12 protein-coding genes are annotated in these 15,117 nt (G+C 62.0%); 4 read left to right on the forward strand and 8 right to left on the reverse strand.

What is annotated here, in order from left to right:
- The first annotated feature begins 70 nt into the window (after window positions 1-70).
- Window positions 71-3,523, forward strand: a complete 3,453-nt coding sequence (locus ACX82Z_RS15840) for a class I SAM-dependent DNA methyltransferase (RefSeq protein ID WP_459590042.1) — start codon at window positions 71-73, stop codon at window positions 3,521-3,523.
- A gap of 59 nt (window positions 3,524-3,582) precedes the next feature.
- On the opposite strand, the gene ACX82Z_RS15845 is transcribed toward ACX82Z_RS15840, so the two are convergent.
- The 4 genes from ACX82Z_RS15845 to ACX82Z_RS15860 form a co-directional block, all read right to left on the reverse strand.
- Window positions 3,583-5,214, reverse strand: coding sequence for a BCCT family transporter (locus ACX82Z_RS15845; RefSeq protein ID WP_459590043.1), 1,632 nt, complete (start codon window positions 5,212-5,214; stop codon window positions 3,583-3,585).
- A 125-nt stretch (window positions 5,215-5,339) separates the two neighbouring features.
- Window positions 5,340-6,344, reverse strand: coding sequence for a cytochrome d ubiquinol oxidase subunit II (locus ACX82Z_RS15850; protein WP_459911832.1), 1,005 nt, complete (start codon window positions 6,342-6,344; stop codon window positions 5,340-5,342).
- 4 nt (window positions 6,345-6,348) lie between these two features.
- Window positions 6,349-7,713, reverse strand: coding sequence for a cytochrome ubiquinol oxidase subunit I (locus ACX82Z_RS15855; protein WP_459590044.1), 1,365 nt, complete (start codon window positions 7,711-7,713; stop codon window positions 6,349-6,351).
- Between the two features lie 140 nt (window positions 7,714-7,853).
- The gene (locus tag ACX82Z_RS15860; protein ID WP_459590045.1) at window positions 7,854-8,831 is read right to left on the reverse strand and encodes an adenosine deaminase; all 978 of its coding nucleotides are present in this window, start codon (window positions 8,829-8,831) and stop codon (window positions 7,854-7,856) included.
- A gap of 117 nt (window positions 8,832-8,948) precedes the next feature.
- Between ACX82Z_RS15860 and ubiE the strand changes: the two genes are divergently transcribed.
- Genes ubiE through coaBC form a run of 3 tightly spaced genes read left to right on the forward strand, consistent with a single transcriptional unit; the run spans window position 8,949 to window position 12,589 of the window.
- Window positions 8,949-9,725: a bifunctional demethylmenaquinone methyltransferase/2-methoxy-6-polyprenyl-1,4-benzoquinol methylase UbiE gene (gene ubiE, locus ACX82Z_RS15865; RefSeq protein ID WP_459590046.1), complete on the forward strand. Its 777-nt coding sequence runs from the start codon at window positions 8,949-8,951 to the stop codon at window positions 9,723-9,725.
- Window positions 9,726-9,738: 13 nt separating this feature from the next.
- Window positions 9,739-11,313 (forward strand): 2-polyprenylphenol 6-hydroxylase, encoded by a 1,575-nt coding sequence (ubiB, locus tag ACX82Z_RS15870; RefSeq protein ID WP_459590047.1) that lies wholly within the window; start codon window positions 9,739-9,741, stop codon window positions 11,311-11,313.
- Between the two features lie 52 nt (window positions 11,314-11,365).
- The gene (gene coaBC, locus ACX82Z_RS15875) at window positions 11,366-12,589 is read left to right on the forward strand and encodes a bifunctional phosphopantothenoylcysteine decarboxylase/phosphopantothenate--cysteine ligase CoaBC (protein ID WP_459590048.1); all 1,224 of its coding nucleotides are present in this window, start codon (window positions 11,366-11,368) and stop codon (window positions 12,587-12,589) included.
- Here coaBC and ACX82Z_RS15880 read toward each other — a convergent pair.
- From ACX82Z_RS15880 to ACX82Z_RS15895, 4 genes are all read right to left on the reverse strand, one after another.
- The gene (locus tag ACX82Z_RS15880; protein WP_459590049.1) at window positions 12,586-12,981 is read right to left on the reverse strand and encodes a VOC family protein; all 396 of its coding nucleotides are present in this window, start codon (window positions 12,979-12,981) and stop codon (window positions 12,586-12,588) included. The genes coaBC and ACX82Z_RS15880 overlap by 4 nt on opposite strands.
- Complete coding sequence (locus ACX82Z_RS15885; protein ID WP_459590050.1) at window positions 12,978-13,970, reverse strand: SRPBCC domain-containing protein; 993 nt, start codon at window positions 13,968-13,970, stop codon at window positions 12,978-12,980. Before ACX82Z_RS15885 ends, ACX82Z_RS15880 begins: the two co-directional genes overlap by 4 nt.
- Window positions 13,963-14,316, reverse strand: coding sequence for an ArsR/SmtB family transcription factor (locus ACX82Z_RS15890; protein ID WP_459590051.1), 354 nt, complete (start codon window positions 14,314-14,316; stop codon window positions 13,963-13,965). The genes ACX82Z_RS15885 and ACX82Z_RS15890 overlap by 8 nt, the downstream gene beginning before the upstream one ends.
- 120 nt (window positions 14,317-14,436) lie before the next feature.
- Complete coding sequence (locus ACX82Z_RS15895; RefSeq protein ID WP_459590052.1) at window positions 14,437-15,096, reverse strand: peroxiredoxin; 660 nt, start codon at window positions 15,094-15,096, stop codon at window positions 14,437-14,439.
- Window positions 15,097-15,117 lie beyond the last annotated feature (21 nt).

Raw genomic sequence — 15,117 nt, forward strand, 5'->3', positions numbered from 1 at the left:
TGCAGGCACGGGCGGCGGTAACGCCGCGTCCGAAGGCTTTCGCGCGTCCACAGCCTGAGGGGGCTTTGGCATGGAGGCGGACGTATTCATTGCGCGGTGGAGCGCGCGCGAAGGCGGGGCGGAACGGGCGAACTACCAGATGTTTCTGGCCGAGCTTTGCGACGTGATCGGCGTTTCGCGGCCCGAACCTGCCGGCGCGGAGCGCGAGCGCAACGATTACGTCTTCGAGCGGGCCGTGCGCCGGCGCGAGAGCGATCCGGTCAATTCCTCGCTGCGGATCGATCTCTACAAGAAGGGCTGCTTCATTCTCGAAGCCAAGCAGTCGCGTCTGCCGGGCGCCAAGAACGCCCTGCCCGCGCAACTCTCCCTGCCGCAAATGGAGCGCGAAGCCACGGGCCGGCGAGATGCAGGACGCAACTGGGACGCGATGATGGCGGCGGCGCGCAAGCAGGCGGAGGACTATGTCTTCCTGCTCGACGCCAGCCATCCCGCGCCGCCGTTTCTCATCACCTGCGATGTGGGGCACGCCTTTGAAATCTATGCCGACTTCACCGGCACGGGCCGGGCGTATTCGCAGTTTCGCGGCCGTAAGGGATTTCGCATCTATCTGGAGGATTTGCGTAACGCGGAAACGCGCGCGCTGCTGGCGGATATCTGGGAGAACCCGGCCAGCCTCGACCCGGCGCGTGAGAGCGCCCGCGTGACCCGCGCCATCGCCGGACGGCTTGCCGAAGTCAGCCGGTCTCTGGAGAAAAGCTACGCGCCGCAGGACGTGGCGCTCTTCGTCATGCGCTGCATCTTTTGCATGTTCGCCGAGGATGTCGACTTGCTGCCGAAGGGCGAGTTCACGCGACTTCTAGAGGACTGCACGAAATCACCCAAAGCGCTGGTGCCGCAACTGGAAGAGCTCTGGTCCAAGATGGATCAGCCAGACGAAAAACAGCGGTTCTTTTCGTATTTCGGCACCCACCTTCGTCATTTCAACGGCAATCTCTATCGTAACGCCCGCGCCTTTCCGCTGGAAGCTGAAGAAATCGGCGAACTCGTTGCGGCGGCCAAGCACAAATGGACCGAGGTCGACCCCGCGATCTTCGGCACGCTTCTGGAACAGGCGCTAGAACCATCCGAACGGCGCAAACTCGGTGCGCATTATACACCACGCGCCTATGTCGTGCGGCTCGTGGAGGCGACGGTTATGGAGCCTTTGCGGGCCGACTGGCGGCGCGCGCTGAAACAGGCCGACGGCGAAAAGGACGCTGGCAACGAGCGCGGCGCGGCGGCGATCCTGCGCGCGTTTCATCACAAGCTTTGCACGACACGCGTGCTCGATCCGGCATGCGGGACCGCAAATTTTCTCTATGTGTGCCTGCAACTGATGAAGACGCTGGAGGGGGAAGTGCTGGAGGCGCTGGCCGACCACGGCGAGACCGGACTGCTCGGCCTCGATGCGGAGACGGTCGGGCCGCGACAGTTCCTCGGGCTGGAACTCAACCCACGCGCGGCCGCCATCGCTGAACTCGTCATCTGGATCGGCTTCCTGCAGGAGCACTATCGCACGCATAGCGGACATCCCGGCGAGCCGATCCTGCGCGCGTTCAAAAACATCAATTTCGGGCTGAAGGATGGGTATGACGCGGTGCTGGCTTGGGATGAAATGCGTCCTTCGAGGCCGCCTGCGTCGGCACCTCAGGATGAGGACCGTCGTGTTGGGCAGCGGGAAGAGCGCATGTTCGACAACCCGCGCCGACCCGACTGGCCGGAAGCCGAATTCATCGTCGGCAACCCGCCGTTTATCGGCGGCAAGGATTTGCGAGCGCGGTTGGGGTCGGACTACGCAGAAGTGCTATGGAAAGCACACCGGCATATGAACGAAAGCGCCGATTTTGTCATGTATTGGTGGGATCGTGCGGCGGAGCTTTTGACTCGAAAAGGCACGGTACTGCGTCGGTTCGGGTTGGTAACGACCAATTCGATCAGTCAGGTCTTTCAGCGTCGGACGATCGAGCGGCATCTGTCGGCGAAAAAGCCGATCAGCCTGATCTACGCGATCCCCGATCACCCATGGACGAAAGCGACGAAGGACAGCGCGGCGGTGCGGATTGCGATGACGGTTTGCGAGGCTGGCAAGCGCGAAGGCGTGTTGCTGGAGACGGTTACTGAGAGTGGGCTGGATACCGATGAGCCAATAATTGGGCTCAAGGTCCAACGTGGTGCCATCAGCGCTGCAATACAGATCGGCGTGAACGTCGGCTCGGCAGTTAAGCTTACAGCGAATAGAGGCCTGGGCGGGCGTGGCGTCCAGCTTATCGGTGAAGGTTTTATAGTAAAGCGTAATCACTTACAGCGACTAGGTATTGGGTCGCGTCCGGGCCTTGAAAGCCATATCAAGCCATATCTCAACGGCCGCGATGTGGCTGCTCGGTCTCGGGAGGCGCACGTTATTGATTTCTTTGAAGTGCCCGAAGATTTTGCTCGGCGAGAATATCCAGAAGCCTTTCAGCACCTCTTGGAACACGTAAAGCCACAGCGAGCTTTGAACAACAGAGCTAGCTACAGGCAGCGCTGGTGGCAATTTGGAGAAAATGTCCATTCTGTGCGTTCCGCTATCCAAGACATCCCGCGATATATTGTATCCGCACGAACTGCTCGTCACCGGACATTCCTTTTTGTCGATAAAAAAGTTGTCGCCGACGCAAAACTGATAGTCGTGGCTTCATCGGACGCTTGGTGTTTAGCGCTGCTGTCATCCCGCATACATAAGATATGGGCCGGAAACACCGGTGGATGGCTGGGTGTTGGCAATGACCATACCTACAATCATTCCGAATGTTTCGACCCCTTCCCCTTTCCTGATCCGTCCCCTGCCCTTCGCGACCAGCTTCGCGCGGTCGGCGAGGAACTCGACGCTACGCGCAAGCAGGTGCTCGAAGACCATCCCGACCTGACCATGACCGGGCTCTATAACGTTCTCGAAAAGGTCAAAGCGGGAGATGCGCTTTCGGACAAGGAGGACGACGTCAAGACGCGCGGACTGGTTCTGATCCTGAAGGAACTTCACGAGACAATCGACCGGCTGACGGCCGAAGCCTATGACTGGCCGGCGAATCTGGAGGATGGCGAAATCCTTGCCCGCCTCGTTGCGCTCAATGCAGAGCGGGCAAAGGAGGAAGCTCGCGGGCATGTGCGCTGGCTTCGGCCGGACTATCAGGAACCGCGCTTCGGCAAGGCGAAGGTCGAACGCACCGAAGAACTTCAGTTGCCGGCGAGCGTCGTCGCCATCGACCGTGCCCTGCCGTCGTTTCCCACAAAGCGCGAGGAACAAATCCTTGCCGTGGCCGACGTTCTCGCATCAAGCGGAGCGCCGATGCGGGCAGGCGAAATCGCACGCGCGTTCAAGCGCGGCGGCAAGCGCATCGAACCGAAAGTGGAGCAGCTTTTGGGCGCGCTCGCCCGGTTCGGGCATATCGTGGCGCTGCCGGATGGCTCGTTCCGCACCCGCGAGCGTGAGAGGCTGGCCGCGTAAACCAATGAAAGATGGCGGGCCTTGCGACCCGCCATCCGTTTCTTCGATGAGCGCGAGGCTCAGGTGCCCTTTGCAACCGCCGGCGGTCCGCCCAGCGCATCCTCGTCGCGATAGGCTTTCGGCAGGTTAGCCTCGGCTTCTTTTTCGGTCTGGTACCACTGCTCGTAGCGGTAGAGCACCAAATGGTCGCGCGACAGACCGCGCAGGAGACCGTACATCATCACCAGAATGACGAAGGCGAACGGGAAGCCCGCGACGACGGCCGCCGCTTGCAAGGCCGACAGACCGCCGGCCAGAAGCAGCACCGCTGCGATGGCACCTTCGCTGACGGCCCAGAAGACACGCTGGATCTTCGGCGGATCGGCCTCACCGCCGGCCGTCAGCATGTCGATAACGAAGCTGGCGCTGTCGGACGACGTCACGAACCACATCACGATCATGACGATCAGCAGACCCGTGATGACATTGGTGAGCGGATAGAAGTCCATCATGCGGAAGATCGCGTTGCCGTAGGCTTCGCGCGCCGCTTCGATCAGGCCGGGATTGCCCGTCAGTTCCATGTCGATCGCCACACCGCCAAAGGCCGTGAACCAGAAGAACATGATCGTTGCCGGCACGAACAGGACACCGAGCGCGAATTCTCGGACCGTTCGGCCGCGCGAAATACGCGCGATGAAGATGCCGACGAAGGGCGACCAGGAAATCCACCAGGCCCAATAGAAGATCGTCCAGTCCACCTGCCAGTTGGTACCCGAATAGGCCTCCGACCAGAATGAGAAATAGACGAACTCGTTGATGTAGTTCCCCATGTTCTCGACGAAGGAGTCGAAGATGAACAGGGTCGGGCCGAGGATCACCATGAACGCCAGAAGCGCGAAGGAAAGCTGGATATTGATGTTCGAAAGCCGCTTGATGCCGCCGTCGAGGCCGAGCAGCACCGAAATCGTCGCCAGCAGGGTGATGAAGGCGATCAATCCGATCTGGATAAAGACGTTGTCGGCGATGCCGAACAATGTGGTAAGGCCCGAATTGATCTGCATGACGCCGAGCCCGAGCGAGGTGACGACGCCGAACATCGTGCCGAAGACGGCCAGAATATCGACCGCATGCCCCCACGGACCATAGATGCGCTCGCCAATCAGCGGATAGAGCGCGGAGCGGATCGAAAGCGGCAAGCCCTTGCGGTAGTGGAAATAGGCGAGCGAGCAGCCGACGACGCAATAGATCGCCCAGCCATGGAAACCCCAATGCAGGAAGGTCAGCACCATGGCCTGTTCGGCTGCGGCGACGCTTTCGTTTTCCTGCAGCGGCGCTGCGTAGAAATGCGTCAGCGGTTCGGCAACGCCCCAATAGATGAGGCCGATGCCGATGCCGGCCGAAAACATCATCGCGATCCACGAAAACAGGCCGTATTGCGCTTTTTCCGTCTGTGCGCCAAGGCGGATCGAGCCATAAGGCCCGAGCGCCAGATAAAGGCTCAGGATTACCGCCATATTGGTGACGATGATCAGGAACCAGCCGAAATTATCGGCGATGCCCGTCTGAGCGCCCGAGAATATCGCGCCTGCCGTTTCCGGGAAGGCGGCTCCGAATACGATGAACCCGACGATTAGAAGTGCCGATATGGAAAAGACCGGAATGCTGACATGGGGAAAAGGCCCCAGCCGGCCGGTCACGACCTTGTCTGCCATATGAAAATTGTCCCCCGGGGAAACGCCCCGATGCGAAGTTGCAATCAGGCGCGCCCTGCCCTCCACAGGCCGCGCCACCGGGGACTAATGTGTCAAAACGGTGATGGTTCCCGCGTTAGCCGGCATCAATCGTAAGTCAGGTCGGTCGCTTTGCCGCCGAACACCCGGTAGGCATAGATCGAATAACCGATGATGGTCGGCAGCACGAACGCCGTGCCGACGAGGATGATCGCGAGGCTCTCGGGTGCCGAAGCCGCTTCCCAGATCGTTATGCGCTCGGGCACAACATAGGGGTAGAACGAGTAGGCCAGCCCCGCAAAGCCGAGCGCGAAAATGGCCGCGAGCGTCAGGAACGGCGTGATCGAATGCGCGTCTTCCTTGTGCGGCAGACGGAACGTCAGGAACCACAGCCACAGGAACATCGCGCCGGTGACGATCGGCAATGGCGCAAGCCACATGATTTCCGGCCAGGTGAACCATTTTTCGAAAATGCGCGTCGAAGCGAAGGGGGTCGCAAGCGATACGGCGATCATGCCGACCATGGTGAATGCAAGGGCCAAGCGCAGGAACTTCACCGCCTTGCGCTGCAACTCGCCTTCGGTCTTGTAGATCAGCCATGCAGCACCCATTGCCGCATAAGATGCGGCAAGGCACAGTGCCACCAGCGCGCCAAAGCCGAAAGCTGCCAGATCGCGGTCGAGGCCGAGCACATAGACGCCGAGCATATAGCCTTGCGCAAGCGAGGCCGTGAGCGAGCCGGCGAAGAACAGGAAGTTCCAGCGGCGCTTGCGATGCACCGGCACCTTGGCACGAAAATCGAACGCCACGCCGCGAATGATGAGGCCGAGGAGCAGGACGAAAACAGGCAGGTAAAGCGAGGTGAGGATGATGCCGTGCGCGACGGGGAACGCGACCAGCAGCAGGCCGACCGCCAGCACCAGCCACGTCTCGTTCGCATCCCAGAATGGGCCAATCGAGTTGATCATCGTGTCTCGCTCGTCATCCGTCGCGACGGCGAAGAGAATGCCGATGCCCAGATCGAAACCGTCAAGGATGACGTAGATCAGGATCGACAGCCCCATCAGGCCAGCGAAGATCAGGGGCATCGCGACGTGCCAGTCGATGTTCATCATTTCATTCCCCCGCAACCGGCTGCGTCAACGGTTCGTCCTCGACGGCTGGATCGGGCTCGTCGTCGCCTTCCTTGCCGGCCTTGAGCGCCAGATGGGTGAGAACGCCCAGATAGACGATCATCAAGGTGAGGTAGAGCAGCACATAGATCGTCAAAGTCAGCGCAACATGGCTTCCGGGAACGTCGCGGGCCACCGCATCGGCCGTTGTCAGCACGCCGGAGACCAGCCATGGCTGGCGGCCGATCTCGGTCGTGTACCAACCGGCGAGCGTCGCCACCCAGCCCGAAAACGCCATGCCGGCAAAGACATAGGCCATCGGCATCGGCAGCCTGCCGCGCCGAATGAGATAGTAGCTGCCGACCCATGAGCTTGCCAGCATCAGCATACCGATGCCTACCATGATGCGGAAGCCGAAAAAGACCGGCGCGACCGGCGGATGCTCGCCTTCGAAATCGTTGAGGCCCGGCACAACGCCGTCAAGCGAATGCCTCAGGATCAGGCTTGCACCGTTCGGGATCGCGATCTCGAACCGGTTTTCGCGCGCGTCTTCATCCGGCCAGGCGAACAGCACCAGCGGCACGTTCGGGCGCGTCTCCCAGTTCGCTTCCATCGCCGCGATCTTCTGCGGCTGATTCTCCAGCGTGTTGAGGCCGTGCATGTCGCCGACGAAAATCTGCACCGGAATTAGGATCGCGCCCATGTAGACGCCGGTCTTGAGCGCCTTGAACATCGACGGCGCGCGATCCCCCCTGATGTAGCGCAGGGCCGAAAGACCGGCGACCAGGAAGGCCACCGTCAGCCCCGACGCGATCAGCATATGCGAAAGACGATAGGGGAAGGACGGATTGAGAACGATCGCGAACCAGTCGGTCGCATGGGCAACGCCGTCGCGCATCTCGAAGCCGGCGGGCGTTTGCATCCACGAGTTCAGCGCCAGAATCCAGACCGCCGACATGGTGGTTCCGAAGGCGACGAGGAAGGTCGCGAGTGTGTGGACGCGGTTGGAAACGCGCCGGAACCCGAACAGCATGATGCCGAGGAATACAGCCTCGAGGAAGAACGCGGTCAGCACCTCGTAAGCGAGCAGCGGCCCGGCGATGTTGCCGACCGTTTCCATGAAGCCCGGCCAGTTGGTGCCGAACTGGAAGCTCATCGTCACGCCGGATACGACGCCGAGCGCGAAGGACAGCGCGAATACCTTCACCCAGAAGAAATACGCCTTCATCCAGGCGTGGTCACCGGTGCGGTTGAACTGCAGCTTGAAGAAAAGAAGGACCCAGCCGAGTGCAATGGTAATCGTCGGGAACAGGATGTGGAACGAGATGTTCGCGGCAAACTGCATCCGGGAAAGGATGAGCGGATCCATGACGCACGGGCCCCTTCAAATGATCTTGGCTGACAAGATAGAGCAACCGACCCGATACGGCAAAGCGCGCGGCTGTCGCAGAGGCAGCGTGTCGCGCTGCGGCATTTTGGGCGATGCCGCAGCGCCTGCCTAATCGGCGATCAGCGCCTTGGTTGTCCGTCCAATTTCGCCAGCAATGCCTGCTTCGTCCTGCGGTCACAAAAGGCGGCTTCGATGGCGGTGCGGGTGATGGCGGTGAGGTCCTTGTCGGACAGGCCGAATTCGTCGCGCCCGATCTCGTATTCGCGCTTCAGCGAAGTCCAGAAATAGGGCGGATCGTCGGAGTTGAGAGTGACCTTGCAACCAGCGGCACGCAGCTTCGAAAACGGATGCTCGGCGAAGGACGGGTAGACCTTCAATTCGATGTTGGACACCGGGCAGACTTCCAGCACGACGCCACTGTCGGCGATGCGTTTGACGAGATCGGCATCCTCGATGGCGCGAACGCCGTGGCCAATGCGCGCCGGGCGGATGTGGTCGAGCGCGTCCCGGAGGCTTTCAGGGCCGCCGAACTCGCCAGCGTGAACCGTGATGCCGAGACCGGCCTCGCGTGCGATCTCGAAGGCGCGGACATAGTCCTCCATCTGGCCGACTCGCTCGTCGCCGGCAACGCCGAAGCCGGTGACAAGCGGATGGCCGCATTTCGCCGCGAAGCGCGCCGCTTTCTCGATCGATTCCACGCCGACATGGCGCACGCCCGTGACGATCATACGCCCTTCGATGCCGGTCTTCGCCTTTGCGCGCTCCATGCCTGCGCCGAGCGCGTCTGTATAGGCTTTCGGGGACAGGCCAGCGGCCTCGGCGTGATCGGGCGAGGTGAAGACTTCCGAATAGATCGCGCCGTCACGGGCAAGCGAGGTCAGATAATGTTCGGCAAGGCGCGCATAGTCGTCCTCCGAGCGGAAGAGGTCAGCGGCCTCGTCATATGCCTTCAGGAACGTCGAGAAATCGGTCCAGACGAACGATCCGTCCTTGATGAAATGAGAGACGTCCTTGCCGTATTTGCGCGCCTGAGCCTCGACGAGTTCGGGCGCGGCTGCGCCTTCGATGTGACAGTGGAGTTCGGCCTTGAGAACCATTGTCGCCTTTCTTAACTGCGTTGCCGGCGCGCTACTTCATCGCGCTTGGAAAGATAGCGCCCCGTCAGGCGATCGGCTATGGTCGCGGCGATTTTCAGGCAGGCACAGGTGAATTCGATGTCGGACACACGCACCACCGCGCAAGGCGGGATGGAAACCTCCTACGGTTTCCGCAACGTGGCCGAGGGTGAGAAGCAGCCGCTCGTCAACGACGTGTTCCACAAGGTCGCCGATCGCTACGACGTCATGAACGACCTGATGTCGGCCGGCCTTCACCGCGTGTGGAAAAACGCGATGGTGACGTGGCTGAACCCGCCGCGCCGCGAAGGCTGGAAGGTTCTCGACGTCGCAGGCGGCACCGGCGACATCGCATTCCGCATCGTCGAGGCGTCAGACCGTAACGCGCGCGCCACCGTGCTCGACATCAACGGCTCGATGCTGGCCGTCGGCCAGGACAGGGCGGTAAAGCGCAAGCTCGATCCCTATCTCACATTCGTCGAGGCCAATGCCGAGGAACTGCCGTTCGAAAATGCGACATTCGACGCCTATACGATCGCATTCGGCATCCGAAACGTGCCGCGCATCGATAAGGCCCTTTCGGAAGCCTATCGCGTGCTGAAGCCGGGCGGACGTTTCCTGTGCCTTGAATTTTCCGATGTCGAAATGCCGATCCTCGATAAAGCCTACGAAGCGTGGTCGTTCAACGCCATCCCACAGATCGGCAAGATGGTGGCCGGCGACGGCGAGCCCTATCGCTATCTGGTGGAGTCCATCGCCAAGTTTCCGAACCAGACCAACTTCGCTGCCATGATCCGCACGGCCGGATTCGATCGCGTGACTTGGCGCAATTATTCGGGCGGGATCGCCGCGCTACATTCGGCCTGGAAACTGTGAGGCCGGCTGCGAAATGACGACACCTGCCGCCTATATCCGGCTCGCACGGGCCGGCTGGATTCTCGCGCGCGAAGGCGTGATCGCGGCGCTGCCCGGCGACCAGCTCGACGGACCGCCACGCATGGCGTGGAATGTCGCGCGCTGGCTGGCGCGGCCGCGCTCGCGCAAGCGCGATGCCGCCGACCGTATGTCGAACGCGGTCGACCGGCTCGGCCCATCCTATGTGAAGCTCGGGCAGTTCCTTGCCACGCGGCCCGACGTCGTCGGCGCGGATGTGGCGACGCAGCTTGCGCTCTTGCAGGATCGCATGTCGACCTTTCCGACCGCTTTGGCGCGCGCGGAGATCGCGGAATCTCTCGGTCGCTCGGTCGAAGACCTTTATCTGGAGCTGGACGAGCCGATCGCGGCCGCCTCCATCGCGCAGGTCCATCCGGGGCGCGTGATGCGCGACGGCGTCGACACGAAGGTCGCCGTCAAGGTGATCCGCCCCGGCGTTCGGACGCGTTTCGCGCATGATCTGGAAGGTTTCTTCCTCGCCGCGCATATGCAGGAGCGGTTCATCCCCTCCTCGCGGCGGCTAAAGCCAGTCGAGGTCGCGCAGACGCTCGCCCAGACCACCAAGATCGAGATGGATCTTCGGCTGGAAGCGGCCGCCCTTTCAGAACTGGGCGAGAACACCGTCAACGATCCAGGCTTTCGCGTGCCGTGGGTCGACTGGGAGCGGACAGGCCGCGACGTCATCACCATGGAGTGGATCGACGGCGTCAAGATGTCCGATATCGAGGGCATGCGCGCCGCCGGGCACGATCTGCCGCATCTGGCCGCCGTGCTCATCCAGTCTTTCCTGCGCCACACGCTGCGCGACGGCTTCTTCCACGCTGACATGCATCCCGGCAATCTCTTCGTAGAGGCCGATGGCACCATCGTCGCGGTCGATCTCGGGATCGCAGGGCGGCTCGGCAAGAAGGAGCGGCGGTTCCTCGCCGAAATCCTCTACGGCTTCATCGTGCGCGACTATGTGCGTGTCGCCGAAGTGCATTTCGAGGCCGGTTACGTTCCGCGCACCCATGATGTCCGCGCCTTCGCGCAAGCGATCCGCGCTATCGGCGAGCCGATCCACGGGCAGCCGGCCGAGACGATCTCCATGGCCCGGCTATTGACGCTTCTGTTCGAAGTGACCGAACTCTTCGACATGGAGACGCGGCCCGAGCTTCTGCTTTTGCAAAAGACCATGGTTGTGGTGGAGGGCGTCGCGCGCACGCTCGATCCGGCGTTCAACATGTGGAAAACAGCCGAACCGGTCGTCGGCGACTGGATACGCGGCAACCTTGGGCCGCGCGGCATTCTGGAGGATGCACGCGACGGTGCGGGCGCATTGCTCGCGCTTGCGCGGCAGGCGCCGGAACTTGCCGCCCGTACGGAACGGCTGACGCGCGAGATCGACGCCATGGCTGAAAACGGTCTACGCTTCGACGACGAGACGGCACGGAAGATCGGCAAGGCCGAGGCACGGCATACGCGTTCGGGTCGGATCGCGCTGTGGGTGATTGCGGCGGCGGCGGTGTTTATTGCGTGGCAGGTGACGTGAAGGCCAAGCTGATCTATCAAGCAAGAAGCATCGTTGCAGGATCGCCAGACGAATGACCCTTTCCGGCAAGCGCATTCTCCTGATCATCGCAGGTGGCATCGCCGCCTATAAATCGCTCGACCTAATCCGGCGGCTGCGCGAGCGGGGCGCGAAGGTCCGATGCGTGATGACGAAGGGCGCGCAGGAGTTCGTCACGCCGCTTGTCGTCGGCGCGCTTTCGGCCGACCACGTCTTCACCGAACTGTTCGACCGGCAGGACGAACACGATGTCGGTCATATCCGCCTGTCGCGCGAGGCGGACCTGATCGTCGTCGCACCGGCGACCGCAGACCTTCTGGCCAAAATGGCGAATGGGCTTGCCGACGACCTCGCCTCGACCGTGCTTCTCGCCACAGACAAGAAGGTGATCGTTGCGCCGGCCATGAACCCGAAAATGTGGGCGCATCCCGCCACGCAGCGCAATCGCGCAACACTCGAAGCCGACGGCATCGCGTTCGTCGGCCCAACACGCGGCGAGATGGCCGAAAGCGGCGAGGCGGGCGACGGACGCATGGCCGAACCGCTGGAAATCGTCGCGGCGATCGATCGCCATTTTTCAGCGAGCGGCGCGCCGCTGGCAGGCAAGCGCATCATCGTCACCTCCGGCCCGACGCATGAACCGATCGACCCGGTGCGCTACATTGCCAACCGCTCGTCCGGCAAACAGGGGCATGCGATCGCCGCCGCGCTGGCGCGCCTCGGCGCGTCGGTCACGCTGGTTTCCGGCCCGGTCTCCATCCCCGATCCTGCCGGCGTCGAGACGGTTCATGTCGAGACCGCGCGGCAAATGAAGGAAGCCGTGGAAGCCGCTCTGCCCGCCGATGCAGGCATCTTCGTCGCCGCTGTCGCCGACTGGCGGGTGGATGCGGAGACATCCGAGAAGATCAAGAAGGTTGCGGGCGAAGGCGCTCCAATTCTGAAGATGGCGGAGAACCCCGACATTCTGGCGACCATCGGTCGTCACGCACAACGCCCGAGGCTCGTCATCGGCTTCGCCGCGGAAACGCAGAGCGTCCTCGACCATGCGCGCGCGAAGCTTCAAAAGAAGGGCGCAGATCTGATCGTCGCCAACGACGTCTCGGTCTCGGGCGCGACGAGCGCCGGCGGCATCATGGGCGGGTCGAAGAACCGCGTGACGATCCTGTCGCCAGACGGTGCCGATGACTGGCCCGAACTCACCAAGGACGAGGTCGCCGAGCGGCTGGCCCACCTGATCGCGGAGCGGCTCGCGGGCTAAGCGGTTTCCTGCGTCAACATGACGAGATTGCCGCAACCGTCCTCCAGAATCGCTATGCGGACATTCGTGACGGGCTCGCCGGCAGGCTTACCGCGAAAGACAACCCCTGCCTTGCTCAGGCGCTCGTAGTCGGCGTCGATGTCGTCCGAGCCGAAAGACGTGACCGGCACGCCGTTTTCATAAAGCGCCTTCTGGTAGGTCTTCGCGAAATCGAAGCCGGCGGGTTCGAGCGACAGTTCGACGCCTGAGCCGTCCGGGTTTTCCACCGTCAGCCAGCGCGCACCGTCGAAGGGTATGTCGCGCTTCTTTTTGAATCCGAGCACGTCGCAATAAAATCGCTCGGCCTTCTCCTGATCGTTGACGACGATGGACGAGATGTTGATGCGGATCATGCTTTTTCCTCCGGCACACCGAACTTTTGACGATAGACAGTTTCGAGCGCGCCGACCGTCGACCAGAAGCCGCGCGGCGTATCATTCGACAGGATGTCGATCAGAACGCCGAGATGGGAATCCCAGCCGCTGGCGACACTGACCATACCTTCGGGGTCGGCCAGCTTGCGATGGGTGACCACGAGGCGGGTGCCCTCGCCTTGCGCAAACAATTCGAAGGTGACTTCGCTGCGCGGCGCATCTTTTTCGTCGCCGGGCCAGACATAGGTCAGACGCTGCGGCGGCTCGAATTCGATGACCTCCCCAACGCGCACGGTGGGGCCGTCGGTGTGGCGGAAGCGGTCCGGCGTCGTCTCATGCGAGAGTTCGCCATTGCGGAAGATGTGTTCGACACGTCCACCCCTGCGCGGTTCCATCAGGCCTTCAGCAAGCCACTGGCGGCGCTTTTGCGAATCCGTCAGATAGTCCCAGACGCGTTCGACCGGGCCGGGCAGGACGCGTTCGATGCGCACCGCATTCGGATCGACGATCATGCCATTGCCCTCGTCTGAGCGGCGGTGGAGCTGCGCGTCCAGCGCGCCGAGCATCGTCGTCCAACCCTGCCGGCTCGGCTCGCCCCATTCGGCGAAGACTTGCGCCGCCATCTCATGCGTCAGGGTAAGTTCGCAGCCCTCTCCCTGACGTTCGATCTCGATCGTGACGCGGTCGTAAGCCGGCGAAAACTGAGGCACTGCGAAGGTGAAGACCAGACGGCGCGGGCGGTCGATTTCGAGATACTCGCCGACATGGCGGATTTCATCGTCGCCGCGCCTGTCCACGAAGGTGAAAGTTCCGCCGACGCACGGGTCGTTTTCCGCCACCACGATCCCGCCGCCTGGAATGGTGAACAGCCATTTGCGTGCCATTTGCGGATCGACCCAAGCATCGAAGACACGCTCGGGCGCGGCATCGAACTTGCGGGATACCACCAGGCTTCGAACCTCACTCATGGGATTTTCCTCCTTTATCGGCATCGGCAGCGAGAAGCGCCTCCAGCGCATCGAGCCGTTCGTTCCAGAATTTCTCATAGCGGGCGATCCAGTCGCGCGCGTCGCGCAGGCGAGCGGGATTGAGGCTGCATTTATGGGTGCGCCCCTGAACCTCGCGCCTGACGAGACCAGCCCCTTCCAGCACACGGATATGCTTCGACGCACCGGCAAGCGACATGTCGAAAGGCGCGGCCAGATCGCCGATCGTGTGAGGGCCGGAGGCCAGACGCTCGACCATCGCGCGACGGGTGGTGTCGGCCAGAGCGTGAAAGACGGTGTCGAGATGGGCGTGCTGATGTTGAACCATATGGTTTATTATCGGGGCGCGCAATTATTGTCAACCGAATGGTTTAATAATGATGCACTAGCGCGAAAACAAAAAGGCCGGCATCACTGCCGGCCTTTGTTCGCTGCAACCTGCGCGCCTTCAGGCGCCGGGCTGCTTCGTTTTCCTGAGATAGGGCAACACCGTCTCGTAGTCGCCGAAGCGCTTCTTTGCGTCCTCATTGGAAACGGCGGCGGTGATAATGACGTCCTCGCCCTGCTTCCAGTTGGCCGGAGTAGCGACCTGATGCTTCGCCGTCAGCTGCATGGAATCGATCGCGCGCAGGATCTCGTCGAAGTTGCGGCCGGTCGTCATCGGATAGGTGAGGATCAGCTTGATCTTCTTGTCCGGTCCGACGACATAGACCGAGCGCACGGTGGCGTTGTCGGCGGGCGTGCGACCATCCGCACTGTCACCCGCATCGTCCGGCAGCATGTCGTAGAGCTTGGCTACCTTGAGGTCCTTGTCGCCGATCAGCGGATAATCGACCGAGTGGCCTGTCGCGAGCTTGATGTCTTCCTTCCACTTGCCGTGGTCGGAAACCGGATCGACCGAAATGCCGATGATCTTAACGCCGCGCTTTTCGAATTCGGGCGCGATACCGGCCATGGTGCCGAGTTCGGTCGTGCAGACGGGCGTGAAATTCTTGGGGTGCGAGAACAGCACGGCCCAGCCGTCGCCGATCCATTCGTGAAAATTGATGGTGCCTTGCGTCGTCTCGGCCGTGAAGTCCGGGGCGGTCTGGTTGATGCGCAGGCTCATGGAACACTCCCTTCATTTTCT

The organism is Aliihoeflea sp. PC F10.4 (assembly GCF_054612275.1).

Coding starts and splice junctions, on each gene's coding strand:
- ubiB (WP_459590047.1), top strand. CDS start 9,739: ATGACGACACCTGCCGCCTATATCCGGCTCGCACGGGCCGGCTGGATT.
- ACX82Z_RS15855 (WP_459590044.1), bottom strand. CDS start 7,713: ATGGATCCGCTCATCCTTTCCCGGATGCAGTTTGCCGCGAACATCTCG.
- ACX82Z_RS15860 (WP_459590045.1), bottom strand. CDS start 8,831: ATGGTTCTCAAGGCCGAACTCCACTGTCACATCGAAGGCGCAGCCGCG.
- ACX82Z_RS15880 (WP_459590049.1), bottom strand. CDS start 12,981: ATGATCCGCATCAACATCTCGTCCATCGTCGTCAACGATCAGGAGAAG.
- ACX82Z_RS15850 (WP_459911832.1), bottom strand. CDS start 6,344: ATGAACATCGACTGGCACGTCGCGATGCCCCTGATCTTCGCTGGCCTG.
- ACX82Z_RS15895 (WP_459590052.1), bottom strand. CDS start 15,096: ATGAGCCTGCGCATCAACCAGACCGCCCCGGACTTCACGGCCGAGACG.
- ACX82Z_RS15845 (WP_459590043.1), bottom strand. CDS start 5,214: ATGGCAGACAAGGTCGTGACCGGCCGGCTGGGGCCTTTTCCCCATGTC.
- coaBC (WP_459590048.1), top strand. CDS start 11,366: ATGACCCTTTCCGGCAAGCGCATTCTCCTGATCATCGCAGGTGGCATC.
- ACX82Z_RS15840 (WP_459590042.1), top strand. CDS start 71: ATGGAGGCGGACGTATTCATTGCGCGGTGGAGCGCGCGCGAAGGCGGG.
- ubiE (WP_459590046.1), top strand. CDS start 8,949: ATGTCGGACACACGCACCACCGCGCAAGGCGGGATGGAAACCTCCTAC.
- ACX82Z_RS15890 (WP_459590051.1), bottom strand. CDS start 14,316: ATGGTTCAACATCAGCACGCCCATCTCGACACCGTCTTTCACGCTCTG.
- ACX82Z_RS15885 (WP_459590050.1), bottom strand. CDS start 13,970: ATGAGTGAGGTTCGAAGCCTGGTGGTATCCCGCAAGTTCGATGCCGCG.